Genomic DNA, 19,777 nt, shown 5'->3' with positions numbered 1-19,777 from the left:
ACTTCCCGTCCCCTCCGCGGGGTAATCACGCGAACATCACGGAGACCGTTCGGGCGGTGTGGTCTTCGTCACATGCCGTGCGCAGGTGCCCCGTCCGGCGGATTTGTCCCCGCCCCGAACGCGGCCGACGCCCCGTCACATCACGAACCGGACATGCCCCGGACCGCTCAGGTATCCGAGGAGATCAACCGCACTGTAGGTTCTTGCGCCATGGAGGAGCTGGACCGACAGATCGTGCAGCTGCTCGTCAAGGACGGGCGGATGAGCTACACCGACCTGGGCAAGGCCACGGGCCTGTCCACGTCGGCCGTGCACCAGCGGGTGCGGCGGCTGGAACAGCGCGGCGTCATCCGCGGGTACGCCGCGGTCGTCGACCCCGAGGCCGTCGGGCTGCCGATGACCGCCTTCATCTCGGTGAAACCCTTCGACCCCAGCGCCCCCGACGACATCGCGGACCGCCTGGCCGGCGTCCCCGAGATCGAGGCCTGCCACAGCGTGGCGGGCGACGAGAACTACATCCTCAAGGTCCGCGTCTCCACGCCGCACCAACTGGAGGAACTGCTCGCCCGGGTGCGCTCCCTGGCCGGCGTCTCGACCCGGACCACCGTGGTGCTCTCCACGCCGTACGAGGCCCGTCCGCCACGCGTCTGACTCCGGGCCGCCCCCTCGCCCGCGTGGCCGCCCCGGCTGCCGGGCGGTCCCCGTGAGGGGCGAGACTGGTGTCCATGAGTGAGACCACCACCCCGTCCTCGACCGTCCTGCTGCGCCGCGGCGAGGTCCACAGTCCCGCCGACCCCTTCGCCACGGCCATGGTCGTCGAGCGCGGCCAGGTCGCCTGGGTCGGCTCCGAGGGCGCCGCGGACGCCTTCGCGGACGGTGTGGACGAGGTGGTCGACCTGGACGGCGCCCTCGTCACCCCGGCGTTCACCGACGCACATGTGCACACCACCGCGACGGGCCTCGCCCTCACCGGTCTCGACCTCTCCGGTGCCCCCACCCGGGAGGCCGCCCTCACCCTCGTACGCGACTTCGCCGCCGCCCGCCCGGACGACCGTGTACTCCTCGGCCACGGCTGGGACGCCGCCCGCTGGCCCGACGGCGTACCGCCGACCCGCGCCGAACTCGACCGGGCCACCGGCGGCCGGCCCCTCTATCTCAGCCGTATCGACGTCCACTCGGCCGTCGCCACCACCGCCCTGCTCGATCTGACCCCCGGCCGGGTCGCCCGCGGGGACGGCCCGCTCACCGGCGACGACCACCACGCCGTACGCGCCGCCGCGCTCGGCGCCGTCACCCCGGCCCAGCGTGCCGCGGCCCAGCGCGCCGCCCTCGCGCACGCCGCCTCCCTCGGTATCGGAACCGTTCACGAATGCGCAGGCCCGGAGATCTCCTCCGAGGACGACTTCACCGGTCTGCTGCGCCTGGCGGCCGAGGAGGCGGGCCCGCGGGTCATCGGTTACTGGGCCGAACAGGATGTCGACAAGGCGCGCGAGCTGGGCGCGGTCGGGGCGGCCGGTGACCTCTTCGTCGACGGCTCCCTCGGCTCGCACACCGCGTGCCTGCACCAGCCGTACGCCGACGCCGCCCACACCGGCACCGCGCACCTGGACGCCGCCGCGGTCGCCGCGCACGTCGTCGCCTGCACCGAGGCCGGCCTCCAGGCGGGCTTCCACGCCATCGGCGACGCCGCCGTGGCCACCGTGGTGGAAGGCGTCCGAGCCGCCGCCGACAAGGTCGGCCTCGCCCGGCTGCGCGCCGCCCGCCACCGCGTCGAGCACGCCGAGATGCTCACCCCCGAGACTGTCGCCGCCTTCGCCGAACTGGGCCTCACCGCCTCCGTCCAGCCCGCCTTCGACGCCCTCTGGGGCGGCGAGGACGGCATGTACGCCCGGCGGCTCGGAGCGGAGCGGGCCCGTACGCTCAACCCCTTCGCGGCCCTGCTGCGCGCCGGGGTCCCGCTCGCCTTCGGCTCCGACAGCCCGGTCACCCCCCTCGACCCGTGGGGCACCGTCCGGGCCGCCGCCTTCCACCACACGCCGGAACACCGGGTCTCCGTGCGCGCGGCTTTCACGGCGCACACGCGCGGCGGCTGGCGGGCGGTCGGGCGTGACGACGCGGGAGTGCTGGTGCCGGGCGTGCCCGCCGACTACGCCGTGTGGCGCACCGGCGAACTCGTGGTCCAGGCCCCGGACGACCGGGTGGCCCGCTGGTCCACCGACCCGCGCTCCGGTACTCCGGGCCTGCCGGATCTGACCCCGGGCCGCGATCTGCCGGTCTGCCTGCGCACCGTCGTGGGCGGCCGGACCGTGTTCGTACGGCCGGGCGAGTGATCTCGACGGCCGACGGGGCGATGATCTTCGGGCGCGTCCGACGTGCGTGTCCTCCGCGCTGACCTGGGCTTTGACGCAAAAGGCGCAGGTGGAACGACTGTTGACAGGCGACGGCCGGGGGCCGGTAGGTTCGGCCGGGTCCACCACCGGACGCCCGACCGGGGAATCTTCCGCACACCGTCGCGGCGCCGCTGAGTCAGGGACGGTGTGCCGAACCGGGGCACCGCCACTGGCAGCCAGGCTCAGCGCTCGCGCCACGACGAGGGATCTTTCCGGCCGGTCGGGAGGTGTGACCCCGGGTGGGGCCCGGGAGCTCAGTAGACAACGGCTTTCGGTCGACCCGCAGCCAGCGGGCCCCAGGTCGGCCCGAAGGGCGCCGGGCCCCCATCCGCCGCGCAAACGGTCCCGAACGGGCATCCCTACCCCGGTCCTGGGAAAGCGACACCACCGTACGTACGTCCTGTCACGTCACCGCAGGCGGCGGCGATTAAGGTGGTGCTCTGCGTACGGACACGAAGGGGCTGTGGTGAACGACGGCGACGGGACGCCCGCGGCGGCGGGGCAGGGGAGGCGGTTCGGTCCCCTGGGCACGGTCCTGGTGATCATCCCGACCTACAACGAGGCGGAGAACATCAAGGCGATCGTCGCGCGCGTGCGCGAGGCGGTCCCCGAGGCCCACGTGCTCGTGGCCGACGACAACAGCCCCGACGGCACCGGCAAGCTCGCCGACGAGCTGGCGGCGGAGGACGATCACGTTCAGGTCCTGCACCGCAAGGGCAAGGAGGGCCTGGGCGCGGCCTACCTCGCGGGCTTCCGCTGGGGACTGGAGCACGGCTACGGCGTGCTGGTCGAGATGGACGCCGACGGCTCCCACCAGCCCGAGGAACTGCCCCGGCTGCTGACCGCTCTCAAGGGAGCCGACCTGGTGCTCGGCTCCCGCTGGGTGCCCGGCGGCCGGGTGGTGAACTGGCCCAGGTCGCGCGAGATCATCTCCCGCGGCGGCAGCATGTACTCGCGGGTCGCGCTGGACCTGCCGCTGCGCGACATCACCGGCGGTTACCGTGCCTTCCGCTCCGAGACCCTGGAGGGGCTCGGACTGGAGGAGGTCGCTTCCCAGGGCTACTGCTTCCAGGTCGACCTGGCCCGCCGGGCGATCAAGGCGGGATACCACGTCGTCGAGGTGCCGATCACGTTCGTCGAGCGGGAGCTCGGTGACTCCAAGATGAGCCGGGACATCCTCGTGGAGGCACTCTGGCGGGTCACCACGTGGGGTGTGGGGGAGCGGGTCGGCAAGGTCCTGGGGCGCGACAAGCAGCCCGACAGGCCCGCCGTGCGGGGCGACAAGTCGACACAGGCGTCCGACAGGAACGCCTGATCGTCCCCTTACGCCGCGCTGAGCCGGGGCCAGGCACACTGGGGGTATGACGACTGGCGCTCAGACCCCCAGGTCCCCCGGCCGGCCTCCGCGCTCCCGGCTGCGCACCTTCCTGCCGCTGGGCATCGCCGCCTGGCTCGTCCTGGAGATCTGGCTGCTGACCGTGGTGGCCGGTGCGTCCAGCGGCTTCGTGGTCTTCCTGCTGCTGGTCGCGGGCATCGTCCTCGGCTCCGTGGTCATCAAGGCGGCGGGCCGCCGGGCCTTCAGGAACCTCACCGAGACGCTGCAGCAGCAGCAGTCCGGCGGCGTCCCGCCCGAGGCCCGTCCGAACAGCGAGGGCAACGGCCTGATGATGCTGGGCGGGCTGCTCCTGATCCTGCCCGGCCTGATCTCGGACGCGCTCGGCCTGCTCATGCTGCTGCCGCCGGTGCAGAAGGTGGTCAGCCGCTCCGCGCAGCGCACGGTGGAGCGCAGGATCCGCGAGGCAGGCCCGGGCACCCTGGGCGACGCCTTCCGTCAGGCCCGGATGCACCGCCCGGACGGCAAGGTGGTCCAGGGCGAGGTCATCCGGGACGACCCGGACGACGCGCCGCAGGGACCCCGTCCGCCGCTGACCCACTGATGAGCCCTGCGGGGGCCGCCGGACCGCCGGCGGCCCCCGGGCACACCAAAACCGCGGGTGCCGCACGTGAAGCTCACGTACGGCACCCGCGGTGTTCGGTTGTGTCGCCTACGGTTTCCCGCTACGCACTCTTGCGGCTGTCTCGCGGATGGACCGCGATGTTCATCGCGCCGGAGCGCAGTACGGCCAGCCGCTCCTCGAGGACCTCTTCGAGCTCCTCGCGGGTGCGCCGCTCCATCAGCATGTCCCAGTGCGTACGCGCGGGCTTGGCCTTCTTCTCCTCAGGGCCGTCGCCGTCCACCAGGAGTGCCTGGGCCCCGCAGACCTTGCACTCCCACTCCGGCGGGATCTCCGCCTCGACCGAGAAGGGCATCTCGAAGCGGTGCCCCTTCTCGCATGCGTACTCCACGGCCTGGCGCGGGGCCAGGTCGATGCCGCGGTCCGTCTCGTAGCTGGTCACCACGAGGCGCGTGCCGCGAAGAGCTCGCTCACTCATGAATCGTGCCTCCCGGGCTTGTCGCCCACAGGACAGGTGTCGCTGTCGTCGTCATCCGGTCAACGTCCGGGCGGCGGTAAAGATTCCCGTCCCGACTCCCGATCCGGGCCCTGCGTCGCCGTCGCAGCCGCAGCCTTGCAACCAGTGCAGTACCCGCCGACGTCCGGTTTGTCACCTCTGCTAACAGATGTGACATTGCGTTTCGGCACCATTGACGCGCAGTAACGGTCCGCCTGGCAGGCCAAACGCGTACACTACAGCCCTTTCGCGCCGAGTGCTAAATCCTTTCGGGTACCGGGTTACCCGCGTCGCCGATCGCACGCCGCACCGGCACCCGCGCGAGCAGCACGAAACCGAGCACGAAGAAGGCCACCAGCGAGATGATGGCGTCCCGGTAGCTCCCGGTCAGCTGGTAGGTGAGCCCGAAGAGCAGCGGCCCGAGCCAGCTCATCCCGCGGTCGCTCAGCTCGTACGCCGAGAAGTACTCGGCCTCCTTGCCGGGTGGCACCAGCTGGGAGAAGAGGGAGCGGGACAGCGCCTGGCTGCCGCCCAGGACCAGCCCGATCCCGGCGGCCAGCACGAAGAACCACACGGGCGCCCCGGCCGGCAGGAAGTACCCGGCGGCGAGGGTCACCGTCCAGGCCACCAGTGACCCGAGGATGGTCCGCTTGGCCCCGTACGTCCTGGCCAGCCGCCCCAGGGCCAGGGCGCCCACCACCGCGAGCACCTGGACCAGCAGGACCGCCACGATGAGGGTGGACTGCCCGAGACCCAGCTCCTCGGAGCCGTAGACCGACGCCTGGGTGATCACCGTCTGGATGCCGTCGTTGTAGACGAGGTAGGCCAGCAGGAAGGCCAGTGTCAGCGGATGGCGGCGCATGTCCCGGATCGTCGCCGCGAGCTGCTGCCGGCCGGTCCCCGCGGCCTCCCGCGCGGGGGTGCGGCGGTCGCGCAGCCGTCGTAGCGGGATGAGCGCGAAGGCGCCCCACCACAGTCCGGCGGACGCCAGGCAGATGCGGACCGCGGCGCTCTCGCTCAGTCCGAAGGAGTCGTGGGCGGTGTACAGGATCAGGTTCGCGATCAGGACCAGGGCCCCGGCCGCGTATCCGAAGGCCCAGCCGCGCGAGGAGACGGCGTCGCGTTCCCCGGGCGGTGCGATCTGCGGCAGGTACGAGTTGTAGAGCATCATCGCCACCGACTGCGCGGCGTTGGCGACGACCAGGAGCACGCCGCCCAGCAGATAGCGGTCGCCGTCCAGGAAGAACATCCCCGCCGTGGCCGCGGCGCCGGTGTACGCGGCCGCGGCCAGCAGCGGCTTCTTGCGGCCCGAGCGGTCGGCCGCGGCGCCCACCAGGGGCATCACCAGGACCGCCACGATCACCGAGAGGGAGACCGAGTAGGCGAAGAAGGATCCGGCGCGCACCGGTATCCCCAGCGGATGGACGTACCCGTCCCCGTCCGCCGCCGACTCGGCGACCGACGTCAGATAGGGGCCCAGGAACACGGTGAGCACGCTCGTCGAGTAGACCGAGCACGCCCAGTCGTAGAAGTACCAGCCGCGCTGTTCGCGCCGCCGGTCGGCGGCCCCGTCGGCCGCGTCCGTCCGCAGGGTGTCGGTGCCCACCCGTGCCCTCGCTTCCCCGTGCGCGCGCACCGCCCCGGGCGACCGGCCCGGGACTCAGGCCCAGACGCCGCGGTCCTCCATGACCTTGCGCAGTGTGTCGATGTGATCGGTCATGATGCCATCCACTCCCAGGTCCAGGAGCCGGTGCATGCGGTCCGGATCGTTCACCGTCCAGACGTGCACCTGGAGCCCGCGCGCATGGGCGGCGCGCAGGAAGCGGCGGTCCACGACCCGGATGCCCGACTGGACCTCGGGAACCTGCGCGGCCACCGGCGCACGGCGTGGGGCGACCGGAACGCCCCACGAGCGCAGCCGGAGGCCCAGGACGCCGCGGACGCCGTACGAGGTGGCCAGGCGGGGGCCTGCCAGGCGCTGGGCGCGCACCACGCGTGCCTCCGAGAACGAGCCGACACAGACCCGGTCCCAGGCGTTCGTCCGCCCGATCAGCTCCAGGAGGGGCACCAGTGCCGGCTCCGCCTTCACGTCGATGTTCCAGCGCACCTCGGGGAACGTCTCGAGGAGTTCCTCGAAGAGCGGCACCGGCTCCTCGCCCGCCACGCGCGCGTGACGCACCCGCTCCCACGGAAGGCCGGCGATCCGCCCGGCCCCGTCGGTCACCCGGTCCAGGGTCGCGTCGTGGAAGGCGACGAGCCTTCCGTCGCGCGTGGCGTGGACGTCGGTCTCGATGTACCGGTAGCCCGCCTCGACCGCCCGGCGGAACTGCCGCAGCGTGTTCTCCAGGCCGTCCGCCGAACCGCCCCGGTGGGCGAAGGCGATCGGGCCGGGGTGGTCGAGGTAGGGGTGGCTTATCGGGGTGGTCACCGACGCAGTATCGCGCGCCGGGGTTCACCGGCGGCAACCACCGTGCTGCCGGAAGGTGCCGGGAGCACGGCGAAGGCGCGCAGGAACACCTGGGCGAGCGGGCCGATCGACACCGCGTACAGGAGGGTGCCGAGACCGACCGTGCCGCCGAGGGCGAAGCCCGTGACCACGACGGTGATCTCGACGGCCGTGCGCACCAGGCGTACCGAGAGGCCCGTGCGCCGGTTCAGGCCCGTCATCAGGCCGTCGCGCGGGCCGGGGCCGAACCGCGCGGCGATGTAGAGCCCGGTCGCCGCCCCGTTCAGGACGATCCCCGTCACCATGGCGGCGATCCGCAGCGGCAGCCCCTGGGCGTCCGGCAGGACGGACAGCGTCGCGTCCATCGCCGCACCGATCACCAGCACGTTGGAGACCGTGCCCAGGCCCGGCCGCTGGCGCAACGGGATCCACAGGAGCAGCACGGCGGCGCCCAGGACGGTCAGCACCACGCCCATGGACAGGCCGGTGCGCTCCGCCAGTCCCTGGTGCAGCACGTTCCACGGCTCCAGGCCGAGTCCCGAGCGGACCAGCAGTGCCGAACTCGCGCCGTACAGCGCGAGTCCGCCGTAGAGCTGGGTCAGCCGCCGTGTGAGGTGCCTGTGCCGGACCTCGGCCTGCCTGGACAAGATCTGCCCCCTGTGTGGTCGTAGTGGCCTGCTGCATGACACCCTGTGGCTTGAGAAGGAGACGCAACCATGGCCAATTCGGGGAAGGTGGACTGATTTCCATGGCGCAGTGGACCTCGGCCGTGGGGGCCGGTCAGCTCGCCCGGCTGCTCGGCTCCCAGCAGGACCGCCCCGCCGGGCCCGGCACCCGCCGCCCGCCCGCCTACCGCGCGCTCGCCGACGGCATCCGGCTGCTCGTCCTCGAAGGCCGCGTTCCGGTCGCCGCCCGGCTGCCCGCCGAACGCGAACTGGCCCTCGCCCTGACGGTCAGCCGTACCACCGTCGCCGCCGCCTACGAGGCGCTGCGCGCGGAGGGCTTCCTGGAGTCCCGGCGCGGCGCGGGCAGCTGGACGGCCGTACCGGCCGGGAACCCGCTGCCGGCGCGCGGTCTGGAACCGCTGCCGCCCGAAGCGCTCGGTTCGATGATCGACCTGGGCTGCGCGGCGCTCCCCGCTCCCGAGCCCTGGCTCACCCGGGCCGTGCAGGGCGCCCTGGAGGAGCTGCCGCCGTACGCCCACACCCACGGCGACTATCCGGCGGGACTGCCGACGCTGCGCGCGATGATCGCCGAGAGGTACACCGCGCGCGGGATCCCGACCATGCCCGAGCAGATCATGGTGACCACGGGGGCGATGGGCGCGATCGACGCCATCTGTCACCTCTTCGGCGGGCGCGGAGAGCGGATCGCCGTGGAATCGCCCTCCTATGCGAACATCCTCCAGCTGATGCGGGAGGCCGGCGCCCGGCTCGTCCCCGTGGCGATGGCCGAGGGGCTGACCGGCTGGGACGTCGACCGCTGGCGCCAGGTGCTGCGCGAGGCCGCTCCGCGCGTCGCCTATGTCGTCGCCGACTTCCACAACCCCACCGGCGCGCTCGCCGAGGAGGACCAGCGACGCCGCCTCGTGGACGCGGCCCGGTCGGCGGGCACGGTGCTCGTGGCCGACGAGACGATGAGCGAGCTGTGGCTGGACGACGACGTCGAGATGCCGCGGCCCGTGTGCGCCTTCGACCCGGCCGGGTCCACGGTCGTCACCGTCGGTTCCGCGAGCAAGGCCTTCTGGGCCGGGATGCGCATCGGCTGGGTCCGCGCCGCGCCGGACGTGATCCGCAGCCTGGTCGCCGCGCGGGCGTACGCCGACCTGGGCACGCCCGTACTTGAGCAGCTGGCTGTGAACTGGCTGTTCAGCACCGGCGGCTGGGAACAGGCCGTGGCGGTCCGCCGCGAGCAGGCCAGGCAGAACCGGGACGAGCTGGTGGCGGCGGTACGGCGGGAACTGCCCGACTGGGAGTTCGAGGTGCCCAGGGGCGGGCTCACCCTGTGGGTGCGGACGGGCGGTCTCTCCGGCTCCCGGCTCGCGGAGGCGGGGGAGCGGGTGGGCGTACGGGTCCCGTCCGGTCCGCGCTTCGGGGTCGACGGCGCCTTCGAGGGGTACGTCCGGCTGCCCTTCACCGTGGGCGGCGCGGTGGCCGAGGAGGCGGCGTCGCGGCTGGCCGCGGCGGCCCGCCTGGTGGAGAGCGGCGGAGCAGGGAGCGGCGGCGAGGCGCCCCGGACGTTCGTGGCGTAGCCCGGGTCCGGCGGGGGCGTGGCGGTCGGTGGAGACACGGCCGGGGCGGAGCGGTGGGTCGCTCCGCCCCGGCCGCGGTCACCTTCTCAGGAGGGCTCCGCCGCGACGGCCTTGGCGGGGACCGGCTCCGCCGCGCCGGCCGTGACGGGGACCGGCTCCGCGGGGACCGGCTCCGACGTCGCGGGCTCAGTGGTTGCTCCCGGCCCCCCTGCTGCCTCGGGCACCTCCGTCGGCGTCTCCGTCGCCGCCGGCGGGGGTCCGGACTCCGTCAGGGCTTCCTCCGGCTCGGTCCCGTCGGGTGCCGGCGGGGCCTTCTTCTCCATCGACACCGCCTTGGCCTCCGCCGTCGCCTCCGCCGCCTCCGCCTCCGCGGGGACCGGCGCCCGCTCCCCGTCCGCCGGGGTCGTGCGCGGGGGGAGCAGATCGAGCACCGCCTGCCGGTGGGCGTCGCTCGTGGCGTCGTCGTAGGGGTCGGGGGTGGCCGGGACCTGGAGGCGGTGCACCGCTCCCGTGCCGAGGCGGGCGTAGCCGCGACCGGGGGGAACCTGGTCGACGGGCGTGGTGTGCGGGGGAGCGCCCAGCGCGGCCGTCAGTTCGTCCGCCGTGGCCGGGCCGAGCACCACACGCGCGCGTGTGTGCTGCCGTACGGCGTCGCCGAGGCCCTCCAGGGCGTCCAGCTGGTCGGCGACGACCACCGTCACGTGCGCGGCGCGGCCGTGCCGCAGGGGCACCTGGAGCAGGGACTGCGGGTCCCTGCGGCCCTCGGCCGTGGCGAGGTGCGTGAAGGCGCTCGGACGGTCCAGGAAGACCCACAGGGGCCGCCGGGTGTCGTCCGGCGCGGGCTGCCCGTCCTGACGGGCCCGGTTGACGGAGATCAGCCGGCGCTCGGTCTCGGCGGCGGCCCACTCCAGGCTGGTGAGCGCGCCGGTGAGGCCGGACTCGACGGCCAGGACGCCGTCCCGGCCGACCAGGCAGGCGTACTCACCGGTGCCGCCGCCGTCGACGATCAGGATGTCGCCGTGGTGCAGCGCCTGGAGGGCGACCGAGCGCAGCAGGGTGGAGGTGCCGGTGCCGGGCCGGCCCAGGACCAGCAGGTGGGGTTCGGTCGAGCGGATGCCGGTGCGCCAGACGACCGGCGGGACGTCGCGCCGCTCCTCGCCGTGGGTGAGCGGGAGGGTGCGCTGGACCCGGGTCGGGTCGGTGAAGCCGAGGACGGTCTCGCCGGGCGCGGTGACGAAACGCTGGGCGGCGATGTCGGTGGGGAGCGCCGCGAGCACGTCGACGGTGAGGTGGTTGGCCTCCTCGTCCCACGCGAAGTGGTACTCCCGGCCCCGGCCGGACTTCGCGGTGAGCAGGTGCTCGATGCGGGTCCGGGAGCCGGCCTCCCCGTCGGTGAAGTAGGCGGGGTAGCGGATCACCAGGTGGGTGAAGCGGCCGCCGTCGTCGAACTCGTAGGCCGGGAACGCTTTCTCCCAGGAGCCGCCGTGGGCGTACAGGGGGTCGGGGTCCTCGGCGAGCGAGAAATACGGGACCAGGGCCTCGTAGAGGGACTGGAGGCGCTGGGTCTGGGCGTCGTCGGGGCCTTCCGGCGTCGCCGGGGTGCGGTCCCTGCCCTGCCAGGCTGCCGCCGCCATCAGGGTGATGACGGCGAGCAGCGGGCCGTACGGCACGAGTGCCACGACCAGGACCACCGAAGCCACCAGGAACAGCAGCGCACCGCGCCGGTCCTTGGGGGTCTCGGTCCATCTGCTCCGTCCGGCGGCGGCCAGCCTGCGCAGACCGCGGCCGATCGTGATCAGCGGCTGGAGGACGTCGGTGGCGCTGTCGGCCGCCGTCCGGGCCAGCACCCGGCTCCGGGCGAGCTGTGCGCCGCCGTTGCTCAGAATGCGGGGGAGGGGCCGCCGGGCCACTGATGCCTCCTGGATGTGCGTACGTTGGGGGTGTCGGGTGGGGGAGAGGGGCGTCAGAACTTGATTCCGCCCAGGAGGCCCGCCAGGCTCTCGCCGCCCGCCTTGATGCTCGGCGCGATGGCGGTACTCGCGAGATAGAACCCGAACAGGACCGCGACCAGCGCGTGCGAGGCCTTGAGGCCGTCCTTGCGGAAGAAGATGAAGACGACGATGCCGAGCAGGACGACGCCTGAGATCGAGAGGATCATGTGAGTTCTCCTGGTTCACGGGGACAGTCACCATGAGTACTTCCAGGCTCACAGCATGTATCCATACGATAAAAGGTGCAAATGGGGGAAATTCGGCAGAAACACCCTGATTGGCGGCGTGTTTGTTGGGCCGGGCGAGTGCTTCGCGAGCCAGTACCCTGGCGATTCACTCGTACGGCAGCACCGCTCGCCGCCGTACGCGGCAGTACCCGGGAAGTACCCCGGCAGTGTGCGCAGTCCCCAACGTTCGCAGTGAGAGGCGGTCCGGCCGATGAGTGAAGCCCCCGACCCCGAGGTCGTGGAGCTGGCGACCAAGATCTTCGATCTGGCCCGGCAGGGACGGGCCGAAGAGCTGGTGGCGTATGTGGACGCCGGAGTTCCGGCCGACCTCACCAACGACCGCGGCGACTCCCTCGTCATGCTCGCCGCCTATCACGGCCACGCCGACGCGGTACGCGCGCTGCTGGGCCGCGGCGCCGACGCCGACCGCGTCAACGACCGGGGTCAGACCCCGCTCGCCGGGGCCGCCTTCAAGGGGGAGACGGAAGTGACGAAGGCGCTTCTCGAGGCCGGCGCGGACCCGGCCGCGGGCACCCCGTCGGCCGTGGACACGGCGCGGATGTTCGCCCGGACGGACCTGCTGGAGCTGTTCGGAGCCCAGTGACCGGACGTCGGTCCGGATCCTCCGAGGATCCGATCCGCACATTCTGACCAGGCAAAACACTGAAAACGGGGGAGGCGGTACAGGGCCGCCGAAATTTCGGTCGCGGCAGATGTGACCGCCGGGCCATCATGACGACGTGGTTCACGGACGTGATGGCTGGGCAGATGTTGCCGCACCGCGCGGGCCGTGACACGGCTCGCAAGGGCCACCGACGAGAGGCAGGAACATGGTCTACAGCAAGCAAGAGACGGCGGGCGCTCCGACGCGTTGGCGCACGGCCAGGTAACGCGTGTTTCCCGGTTGCGTCGACGCTTGATGTGAGGCTGTTTCCCATGTTCGATCCGGTCATAGCGCCCAGCGGTACGCTGCTCGGCCTGCTTCAGCGGGGTCGCGGCGACGGCACGCTGCACGCGCTCACCGCCCCGCGCCCCGAAGCGCTGGCGGCTCTGAACCACTGCGTTCTCCACGACCCCCGCCACGACTGGCAGGTCGAGAACCGCTCCCTCTACTACGCCCGCCTCTACCTCGACCTCAACGGCGAGCTGGACGCGATCGAGGCCCACCTCTTCGACCCCGAGGACGTCCTGGACGCCGACGAGTCGCGCACCGGGCTGGCCCTCGCCGTCCTCGGGCACCTCGCGTCCTACGGCAGGCTGGACGCGCTCGGACTGCTGCGCCGGTACGCCGCCCACGGCGTCAACTGGGCGTGGGCCCTGGACGAGCTGGCGCTGCGCGACGACGACGCGGGGCTGCGCGACCTCGCCGCGCCCGTGCTGGCGCGTTTCCCGCGCGACCCCGAGGGCGACGCCGAACTGGCCGTCGTCGTGCGGGACGCCTTCGAACCACGGCCCTGGCGGCTGTGGGCCGACGATCCCCGCGAATCGATCGCCACGCGTGTGCGTGCCGCCCACGAGACGGGCAGCTTCGACCGCTGGCAGCGGCAGATGAATCCCACCGGCCCGCGTCCGGGCTGGAGTGTGCGGGCCGTGTTCGAGTGGGCCGAGCAGGGGATCGAGCGCGGTGCCGTGCTCCACGTGCCGGCCGCCCGCTGCCTCACCGCCGTCGCGGGACCCGAGGACCGGCCCGAGATCGTCGAGGCCGCCCGGTCCGGCACCGAGGGCGCCCGCGGCACCGCCCTGCACTACCTCGCCGACGCCAACGATCCCGACGTGCTCGACCTGATCGAGGGGGCCGCGACCACAGGGCCGGCCCCGGTCGTGGAGGCCGCCGTCTGCGCCTACGAGCGCATGCGCAGCCTCGCCGCCGTCGACCGGGCCCGCGGCTGGGTGCACCGCCCCGACGCCCTCGGCGCCGCCGCCGGACGGGTGCTCGCCTGCCGGGGCGCGGCGCAGGACCGCGACCTGGTCCTCGCCGCCCTGCGCGAGGCCGTACGCGGCGAAGGCCCCGACGCGCCGACCCTGTGGACCCTCGTCGACGGCACCGGGCGCCTCGGCATCGCCTGTGCCGCCCCCGTGCTGCGCCACATCTACCGCGAGACCGCCTCCTCCCACCTGCGTGGCCGGGCCGCCCGTGCGCTGGCCGCCACCGACCCGTCGTTCGCCGCGGGCTTCGCCATCGAGTGCCTGTGGGACTGCGAGGAGACCACCCGCGAGGTCGCCGCCCGGCACGCCGAGACCGGCGACAACCGGGTCGTCGAGCGGCTGCGCAGGCTGGCCGCCGATCCGGCCGAGGAGGACGAGGTCCAGACGGCCGTACGCAGCCGCTTCGGACCGGACGCGCCCGCCGTGTGAGACGACCCGGGGACGGTGGCACCGGACCGTGCCCGGCCCGGTGCCACCGTCCCCGTGTGAACGACGGATGGCGCGCGGGCCCGCCGGACATGGCCGTCGGCCGACCCGCCCGGGCGCACGGGCAACGCTCATGGGACGTTTCCCGGCCGGAAAGATCGACGTTGACGCGAGCACGTCCAGTCCGGCGACAACACCCCTATGCGTGTCGTCATCGTGACCGAATCCTTTCCCCCCGATGTGAACGGCGTCGCCCACTGCGCGCTGCAGACCGCCCGGCACCTCGTCGACCGCGGTCACGACTGCGTCGTCGTCGCACCGGCCACCGCCGCCGGCCACGCGGCGGACGCCTCCGCTCCGTGCCCGCTCGTCCGCGTCCCCTCCCTCCCGCTCCCCGGCTACCCCCAGGTCCGCGTCGCCCTGCCCAGCCGCCGCGTGGCCGCCGCCATCGCCGAACACCGCGCGGACGTCGTCCACCTGGCCAGCCCCTTCGTCCTCGGCGTCCGGGGCATGGCCGCCGCCGCCCGCCTCGGCGTGCCCGCCGTGGCCGTCTACCAGACCGACCTCGCCGGCTACGCCCGCACCTACATGGGGGCGGGCGAGGCGGCCGCCTGGCGCCGCATCCGCTCCGTGCACGCTGCCGCCGACCTCACCCTCGCCCCGTCCAGCGCGGCCCTGCGCGACCTGAGGGCGCACGGCGTGCCCCGGGTCGGCCTGTGGCCGCGCGGAGTGGACACCGTCCGCTTCCGGCCCGACCGGCGCGACGCGGAGCTGCGCCGCGGGCTCGCCCCGAACGGGGAGCTGATCGTCGGCTACGTGGGCCGTCTCGCCCCCGAGAAGCAGGTGGAGCTGCTGTCCGGCGTCTGCGCCCTGGAGGGCGTGCGCGTGGTGGTCGTCGGCGACGGGCCCAGCCGGCCGGGCCTGGAACAGGCGCTGCCCGGCGCCGTCCTCCTCGGCCGACGCACCGGCGATGAGCTGGCCCGGGTCTTCGCCTCCCTGGACGTCTTCGTGCACACCGGCCCCTTCGAGACGTTCTGCCAGACCGTCCAGGAGGCCATGGCCAGCGGCGTGCCCGTCGTCGCCCCGGCGGCCGGCGGCCCGCTCGATCTGGTGGACCACGGCAGCACCGGCCTGCTGGTGCCGCCGCGGGACGCCGCCGCCGTACGGGACGCGGTGTGGTCGCTGTCCGCGGACCCCGCACTGCGGGCCGCGTACGGCGCGGCCGGCCGGGCGAAGGTCGAGGGGCGCACGTGGGCGGCCGTCGGCGACCGCCTGATCGGGCACTACCGGGACGTGCTGGCCTCGCGAAAGGCGGTGCTGGCGGCATGAACGCGCTGCGGATCGTCCGGCTCGCCAACTTCGTCGCACCCACCTCGGGCGGCCTGCGCACCGCGCTGCGCGAACTGGGCCGGGGATACCGGGCGGCCGGACACGACCCCGTCCTCGTGGTCCCGGGCGAGCAGGCCGACGACCGGGAGACCGAGCAGGGCCGGGTGATCACCCTCCCCGGGCCGCTCCTGCCCGGCACCGGCGGCTACCGCGTCCTGACCGACAGGCGGCGCGTGAGCGCGCTCCTGGCGGACCTGGCACCCGACCGCCTGGAGGTGTCCGACCGCACCACCCTGCGCTGGACCGGCCGGTGGGCCCGGCGCGCCAGGGTCCCCGCCGTGATGGTCTCCCACGAGACCACCGACGGCGTGCTGCGCACCTGGGGCCTGCCCGAGCCGGCCGCCCGGCGCGCCGCCGACGCGCTCAACATCCGCACGGCGCACACCTACGCCCGCGTGGTGTGCACCACCGAGTTCGCCGAGCGGGAGTTCGTCCGGGTCGGCGCCCGCAACGTCGTACGGGCCCCACTCGGCGTCGACCTGGCCGGGCGGCACCCCTCGCTGCGCGACCCGGGTCTGCGGACCCGTTTCGCGCGCGGGGACGAGGCCCTGCTGGCGACGTGCTCCCGGCTGTCCGTCGAGAAGCGGCCCGGCACGGCTCTCGACGCCCTCGACGCGCTCCGGCGGCGCGGCGTCCGAGCGGTGCTGGTGGTGGCCGGTGACGGACCGCTCAGGGCGCGGCTCGAACAGCGGGCACGGGAGCGCGGGCTGCCGGTGACCTTCCTCGGTCACGTCGCCGACCCCGCACTGCTGGGCGCGCTCCAGGCGTCCGCCGACGTGTGCCTGGCTCCCGGACCGGCCGAGACCTTCGGGCTCGCCGCGCTGGAGGCGATGGCCTGCGGCACGCCCGTGGTCGCCAGCGCGTCGTCGGCGCTGCCCGAGGTGATCGGCTCCGCCGGGGCCGTCGCCGCCGACCACGGGGAGGCCTTCGCCGACGCCGTGGAGTCACTGCTCGGCCGCCGGGAGGCGGACCGCCGCGGGACGGCACGTGCGCGGGCCGAGTGCTTCGGCTGGGCCACGGCGGTCGAGGCGTTCCTCGCAGCGCACGACGCGGCCGTCCCCACGCGCCCCGCGCTGCCGGAGACCGTGTCATGAGACGCCTGCGCTTCGTCGCCCTCGGCGACTCGCTGACCGAGGGGGTGGGCGACCCGGTGGAGCACGGGTGGCGGGGCTGGGCCGCGCTGCTCGCCACCGGCCTCGCCGAACAGCCCGTCCTCTTCACCAACCTCGCCCGCAGCGGCGCGCAGACCGTCGACGTGGCCGAGCGGCAGCTGCCGGCCGGCCTCGCCCTGCACCCCGACCTCGTGTCCGTCGTCGTCGGCGTCAACGACACCCTGCGCCGCACCTTCGACCTCGGGGCGGTCGCCGCCCGCCTCGACGCGGTGTACGCCGCCTGCACCGGGCGCGGCGCGCTGCTGCTCACGGCGTGTCTGCCGGACCCCGGGACGATGCTCGGGCTGCCGGACGCGCTCGCCCGTCCACTGGCCCGGCGGCAACGGGCGGTCAACGCCGTGGTGCACGCCCTGTCCGACCGGTACGGGGCCGTGCACCTGCACGCGTGCGAGGGCGGCTGGACCACGGACCGCTCGATGTGGAGCGTGGACCGGCTGCATCCCGGCGAGCGGGGCCACCGACAGCTGGCCCTGCGCTTCCACGCGCTGCTCGCCGAGCGCGGCGTCGCCACCGGTCCCGCACCCTCGCCCGACAACGAGTTCGACGCCCCCACCCGGGCGGCGGGCCTGTGGTGGCTGGCCACCGCGGGCACCGGCTGGGTGGCCCGGCGCTGCACCGACCTGCTGCCCCAACTGCTGACGCTGGCCGCAGGCGAACTGCGCCACCACGCGCGCGGGACGAGCGCCCGGCTCGACCTGCGCACGTCCGCCGCGGTCACCGCCGCCCTCGCGGCGCTCTCGTCGAACGGCGGACGGGAGGCGGAGGCGGCCTGAGCACCGCCACCGGAAGACGACGGGGAGGGACGTCCGGTGCCGGGCGCACCTCGGCCCCCGCGCGTCAGCGCTCGCGTACCGCCACGAACCGGACCGGCGTCCCCGGCGCCGCCTGGGCCGCCGCCGGGAGGTCGCGGACGCGGACGACGCCGATCACCGGATAGCCACCGGTCGTCGGATGGTCGGCCAGGAACACCACGGGCCGGCCGTCCGGCGGCACCTGGACCGCGCCCAGCACCATGCCCTCGCTGGGCAGTTCGCCCGTGCGGGCACGCTCCAGCGGGGGTCCCTCGACGCGCAGTCCGATGCGGTTGCTCGCGGCGGACACCCGGTACGCGCGTGAGGTGAAGGTCCGTACCGCCTCGGGCGTGAACCAGTCCGCGCGCGGGCCCGGCGTCACCCGCAGGACCAGCTCCGCCGGCGGCGCCGGCTGCGGGGCGACCTCCACCCACGCGTGCCGCCCGCGCGGCCGCCCCAGGGCGAGCACCATGCCGTCGGAGAGGGGCGGCGGTCCCAGGCCGGACAGCAGGTCGGTGGAGCGGCTGCCGAGCACCTGCTCGACCAGGACACCGCCCGAGACGGCCACATAGGAGCGGACGCCGGAGCCGGCCGGCCCCACGTCGAGCAGCGCGCCCGCCGGCACACCGACCGGCGCGCCCCAGGAGACCGGCCTCCCGTCCACCGTCACCGGGCAGGGCGCGCCACCGACCGCCACGGTCACCGCGCACCGGGGGCGCAGGGCGCAGCCGGTGAGGGTGGTCTCCAGGACGGCCGCCTCGGGCGGGTTGCCGACCAGGCGGTTGACCAGCGCGGCCGCGGGCGCGTCGAGTGCTCCGGAACGGGGGACGCCGAGGTGTGCGTGACCGGGGCGGCCCCGGTCCTGCACGGTGGTCAGGGACCCGGCCCGGACGACGGCGAGCGCACGGTCCGTCATGAGCCGCCCTGCCGTTCGCGGGGTTCTCGGGGTCCTTCGGGTACGAACCGGACGCGTGTGCCCGGCGACAGCAGCGCCGCCGGCACGCGCGTGTGGTCCCACAGCACGGCGTCCGTGGTGCCGATCAACTGCCAGCCGCCCGGCGACGAGCGCGGGTACACGCCCGTGTAGGGACCGGCCAGCGCCACCGAACCGGCCGGGACGGCCGTGCGCGGGGTGTCCCGGCGCGGCACGTCGTACCGCGCGGGAAGGCCGGTCAGATAGCCGAAGCCGGGCGCGAACCCGCAGAAGGCGACCCGGAACTCGGTGTCCGCGTGGATGCGCGCCACCTCCCGCGGCGCCACTCCCCAGTGCGCGCCCACGTCGGCCAGGTCCGGCCCGTCGTAGCGGACCGGGATCTCGACCACGTGCCCCGCGCGCGGGGGAGCGGGCGGAACCTCGGCGGCGGTCAGTTCGGCCGCGAGCCGGGCCCGGTCGGCGACACCGTCGAGCAGGACGGTGCGGGCCGCCGGGACGATCTCCCGCGCGGCCAGCGTGCCCTCCGCGCGGCGCCGCAGCAGCTCCGCGCGGAGCGCCTCCGCCTCCTCGCCCGAGGAGACCTCGACCAGCAGGGCGTCGTCGCCGACCGGCAGGACGTTCATGCGAAGGCCTCCACCCGGACGCCCGACGCCTCCAGCCGCTCCCGTACCCGGCGGGCCAGGTCCACCGCGCCGGGCGTGTCGCCGTGCACGCACAGGGAGCGCGCGCGGACCGCGACCACCGCTCCCGACCGGGCGGTGACCGTGCCGGAGCGGGCCAGCTCCACGGAGCGTGCCACGACGGAGTCGGGTTCGGTGACCACCGCGCCCTCCTGCCCGCGCGGCACCAGGGTGGCCTGGTCGGTGTACGCCCGGTCCGCGAAGGCCTCCGGCACGGCGGGAAGCCCCGCCTCCGCGGCTCGCTCCAGGACACGCGAGCCGGGCAGCCCGAGGACGGGCAGCGCGCCGCCCGCCAGGAGTACGCCGTCGACGACCGCCGCGGCCTGCTCCTCGTCCCGGACCACTCGGTTGTAGAGGGCGCCGTGCGGTTTGACGTACGCCACGCGCGTGCCCGCCGCGCGGGCGAAGACCTCCAGGGCGCCGATCTGGTAGGCCACCTCCGCCGCCAGCTCGGCGGACGGCACGTCCATGGCGCGCCGTCCGAAACCGGCCAGGTCCCGGTAGGAGACCTGGGCGCCGACCGTCACGCCCCGCTCGGCCGCCAGCTCGCACACCCGCCGCATGGTGGCCGGGTCGCCGGCGTGGAACCCGCACGCGACGTTGGCGCTGGTGACGACGGAGAGCAGGCCCTCGTCGTCGGTGAGCCGCCAGCGGCCGAAGCCCTCGCCGAGGTCGGCGTTGAGGTCGATCGAGGTCATGTCTC

The 19,777-nt window shown here is 74.3% G+C and carries 19 protein-coding genes; 10 read left to right on the top strand and 9 right to left on the bottom strand.

What is annotated here, in order from left to right; all coding sequences use genetic code 11:
• Positions 1-210 precede the first annotated feature (210 nt).
• The 4 genes from ACFW01_RS24400 (at position 211) to fxsA (ending at position 4,327) form a co-directional block, all read left to right on the top strand.
• Complete coding sequence (locus ACFW01_RS24400) at positions 211-651, top strand: Lrp/AsnC family transcriptional regulator (protein ID WP_122617133.1); 441 nt, start codon at positions 211-213, stop codon at positions 649-651.
• A 74-nt stretch (positions 652-725) separates the two neighbouring features.
• Positions 726-2,330: an amidohydrolase gene (locus tag ACFW01_RS24395; RefSeq protein ID WP_384506564.1), complete on the top strand. Its 1,605-nt coding sequence runs from the start codon at positions 726-728 to the stop codon at positions 2,328-2,330.
• A 526-nt stretch (positions 2,331-2,856) separates the two neighbouring features.
• Complete coding sequence (locus tag ACFW01_RS24390; protein ID WP_384506561.1) at positions 2,857-3,705, top strand: polyprenol monophosphomannose synthase; 849 nt, start codon at positions 2,857-2,859, stop codon at positions 3,703-3,705.
• Between the two features lie 46 nt (positions 3,706-3,751).
• On the top strand, positions 3,752-4,327 hold the full coding sequence (gene fxsA / locus ACFW01_RS24385) for an FxsA family membrane protein (RefSeq protein WP_234958233.1): 576 nt from the start codon (positions 3,752-3,754) through the stop codon (positions 4,325-4,327).
• 121 nt (positions 4,328-4,448) lie between these two features.
• Here the strand turns inward: fxsA and ACFW01_RS24380 are convergent, their stop codons facing one another.
• The 4 genes from ACFW01_RS24380 to ACFW01_RS24365 all read right to left on the bottom strand — a co-directional run bounded on the left by ACFW01_RS24380 (position 4,449) and on the right by ACFW01_RS24365 (position 7,934).
• A complete protein-coding gene (locus tag ACFW01_RS24380) occupies positions 4,449-4,823 on the bottom strand; it encodes an RNA polymerase-binding protein RbpA (RefSeq protein WP_003977404.1) in 375 nt (124 codons plus the stop codon).
• A gap of 277 nt (positions 4,824-5,100) precedes the next feature.
• Complete coding sequence (locus tag ACFW01_RS24375) at positions 5,101-6,447, bottom strand: MFS transporter (protein ID WP_384506558.1); 1,347 nt, start codon at positions 6,445-6,447, stop codon at positions 5,101-5,103.
• Positions 6,448-6,501: 54 nt separating this feature from the next.
• Positions 6,502-7,269: a glycerophosphodiester phosphodiesterase gene (locus ACFW01_RS24370; RefSeq protein WP_234958231.1), complete on the bottom strand. Its 768-nt coding sequence runs from the start codon at positions 7,267-7,269 to the stop codon at positions 6,502-6,504.
• The gene (locus ACFW01_RS24365) at positions 7,266-7,934 is read right to left on the bottom strand and encodes a YitT family protein (protein WP_234958230.1); all 669 of its coding nucleotides are present in this window, start codon (positions 7,932-7,934) and stop codon (positions 7,266-7,268) included. The genes ACFW01_RS24370 and ACFW01_RS24365 overlap by 4 nt, the downstream gene beginning before the upstream one ends.
• A 101-nt stretch (positions 7,935-8,035) precedes the next feature.
• Between ACFW01_RS24365 and ACFW01_RS24360 the strand changes: the two genes are divergently transcribed.
• Positions 8,036-9,538, top strand: coding sequence for a PLP-dependent aminotransferase family protein (locus ACFW01_RS24360; protein ID WP_125490457.1), 1,503 nt, complete (start codon positions 8,036-8,038; stop codon positions 9,536-9,538).
• A gap of 86 nt (positions 9,539-9,624) precedes the next feature.
• Here the strand turns inward: ACFW01_RS24360 and ACFW01_RS24355 are convergent, their stop codons facing one another.
• Together ACFW01_RS24355 and ACFW01_RS24350 are read right to left on the bottom strand one after the other, a co-directional pair.
• Positions 9,625-11,448, bottom strand: coding sequence for a hypothetical protein (locus tag ACFW01_RS24355; RefSeq protein WP_234958229.1), 1,824 nt, complete (start codon positions 11,446-11,448; stop codon positions 9,625-9,627).
• Between the two features lie 53 nt (positions 11,449-11,501).
• Positions 11,502-11,696, bottom strand: coding sequence for a hypothetical protein (locus ACFW01_RS24350; protein WP_003977410.1), 195 nt, complete (start codon positions 11,694-11,696; stop codon positions 11,502-11,504).
• A 271-nt stretch (positions 11,697-11,967) separates the two neighbouring features.
• On the opposite strand from ACFW01_RS24350, the gene ACFW01_RS24345 reads away from it, so the two are divergent.
• From ACFW01_RS24345 to ACFW01_RS24325, 5 genes are all read left to right on the top strand, one after another.
• Positions 11,968-12,360, top strand: a complete 393-nt coding sequence (locus tag ACFW01_RS24345; protein WP_234958228.1) for an ankyrin repeat domain-containing protein — start codon at positions 11,968-11,970, stop codon at positions 12,358-12,360.
• A 332-nt stretch (positions 12,361-12,692) separates the two neighbouring features.
• A complete protein-coding gene (locus ACFW01_RS24340; protein ID WP_234958227.1) occupies positions 12,693-14,111 on the top strand; it encodes a HEAT repeat domain-containing protein in 1,419 nt (472 codons plus the stop codon).
• Positions 14,112-14,309: 198 nt separating this feature from the next.
• Positions 14,310-15,437, top strand: coding sequence for a glycosyltransferase family 1 protein (locus ACFW01_RS24335; protein ID WP_234958226.1), 1,128 nt, complete (start codon positions 14,310-14,312; stop codon positions 15,435-15,437).
• Positions 15,434-16,591: a glycosyltransferase gene (locus ACFW01_RS24330; protein ID WP_384506550.1), complete on the top strand. Its 1,158-nt coding sequence runs from the start codon at positions 15,434-15,436 to the stop codon at positions 16,589-16,591. The genes ACFW01_RS24335 and ACFW01_RS24330 overlap by 4 nt, the downstream gene beginning before the upstream one ends.
• On the top strand, positions 16,588-17,442 hold the full coding sequence (locus ACFW01_RS24325) for an SGNH/GDSL hydrolase family protein (protein WP_384506547.1): 855 nt from the start codon (positions 16,588-16,590) through the stop codon (positions 17,440-17,442). The genes ACFW01_RS24330 and ACFW01_RS24325 overlap by 4 nt, the downstream gene beginning before the upstream one ends.
• A gap of 64 nt (positions 17,443-17,506) precedes the next feature.
• Here the strand turns inward: ACFW01_RS24325 and ACFW01_RS24320 are convergent, their stop codons facing one another.
• Genes ACFW01_RS24320 through ACFW01_RS24310 form a run of 3 tightly spaced genes read right to left on the bottom strand, consistent with a single transcriptional unit; the run spans position 17,507 to position 19,772 of the window.
• The gene (locus ACFW01_RS24320) at positions 17,507-18,376 is read right to left on the bottom strand and encodes a biotin-dependent carboxyltransferase family protein (protein ID WP_384506544.1); all 870 of its coding nucleotides are present in this window, start codon (positions 18,374-18,376) and stop codon (positions 17,507-17,509) included.
• The gene (locus ACFW01_RS24315) at positions 18,373-19,017 is read right to left on the bottom strand and encodes an allophanate hydrolase subunit 1 (protein WP_234958222.1); all 645 of its coding nucleotides are present in this window, start codon (positions 19,015-19,017) and stop codon (positions 18,373-18,375) included. The genes ACFW01_RS24320 and ACFW01_RS24315 overlap by 4 nt, the downstream gene beginning before the upstream one ends.
• Positions 19,014-19,772: a 5-oxoprolinase subunit PxpA gene (locus ACFW01_RS24310; RefSeq protein ID WP_234958221.1), complete on the bottom strand. Its 759-nt coding sequence runs from the start codon at positions 19,770-19,772 to the stop codon at positions 19,014-19,016. Before ACFW01_RS24310 ends, ACFW01_RS24315 begins: the two co-directional genes overlap by 4 nt.
• Positions 19,773-19,777: the final 5 nt, after the last annotated feature.

Source organism: Streptomyces sp. NPDC058985, from assembly GCF_042740985.1.
GTDB lineage: Bacteria > Actinomycetota > Actinomycetes > Streptomycetales > Streptomycetaceae > Streptomyces.
Note: the sequence above shows the minus strand (reverse complement) of the source record. Positions and strands in the feature narration are given on the sequence as shown.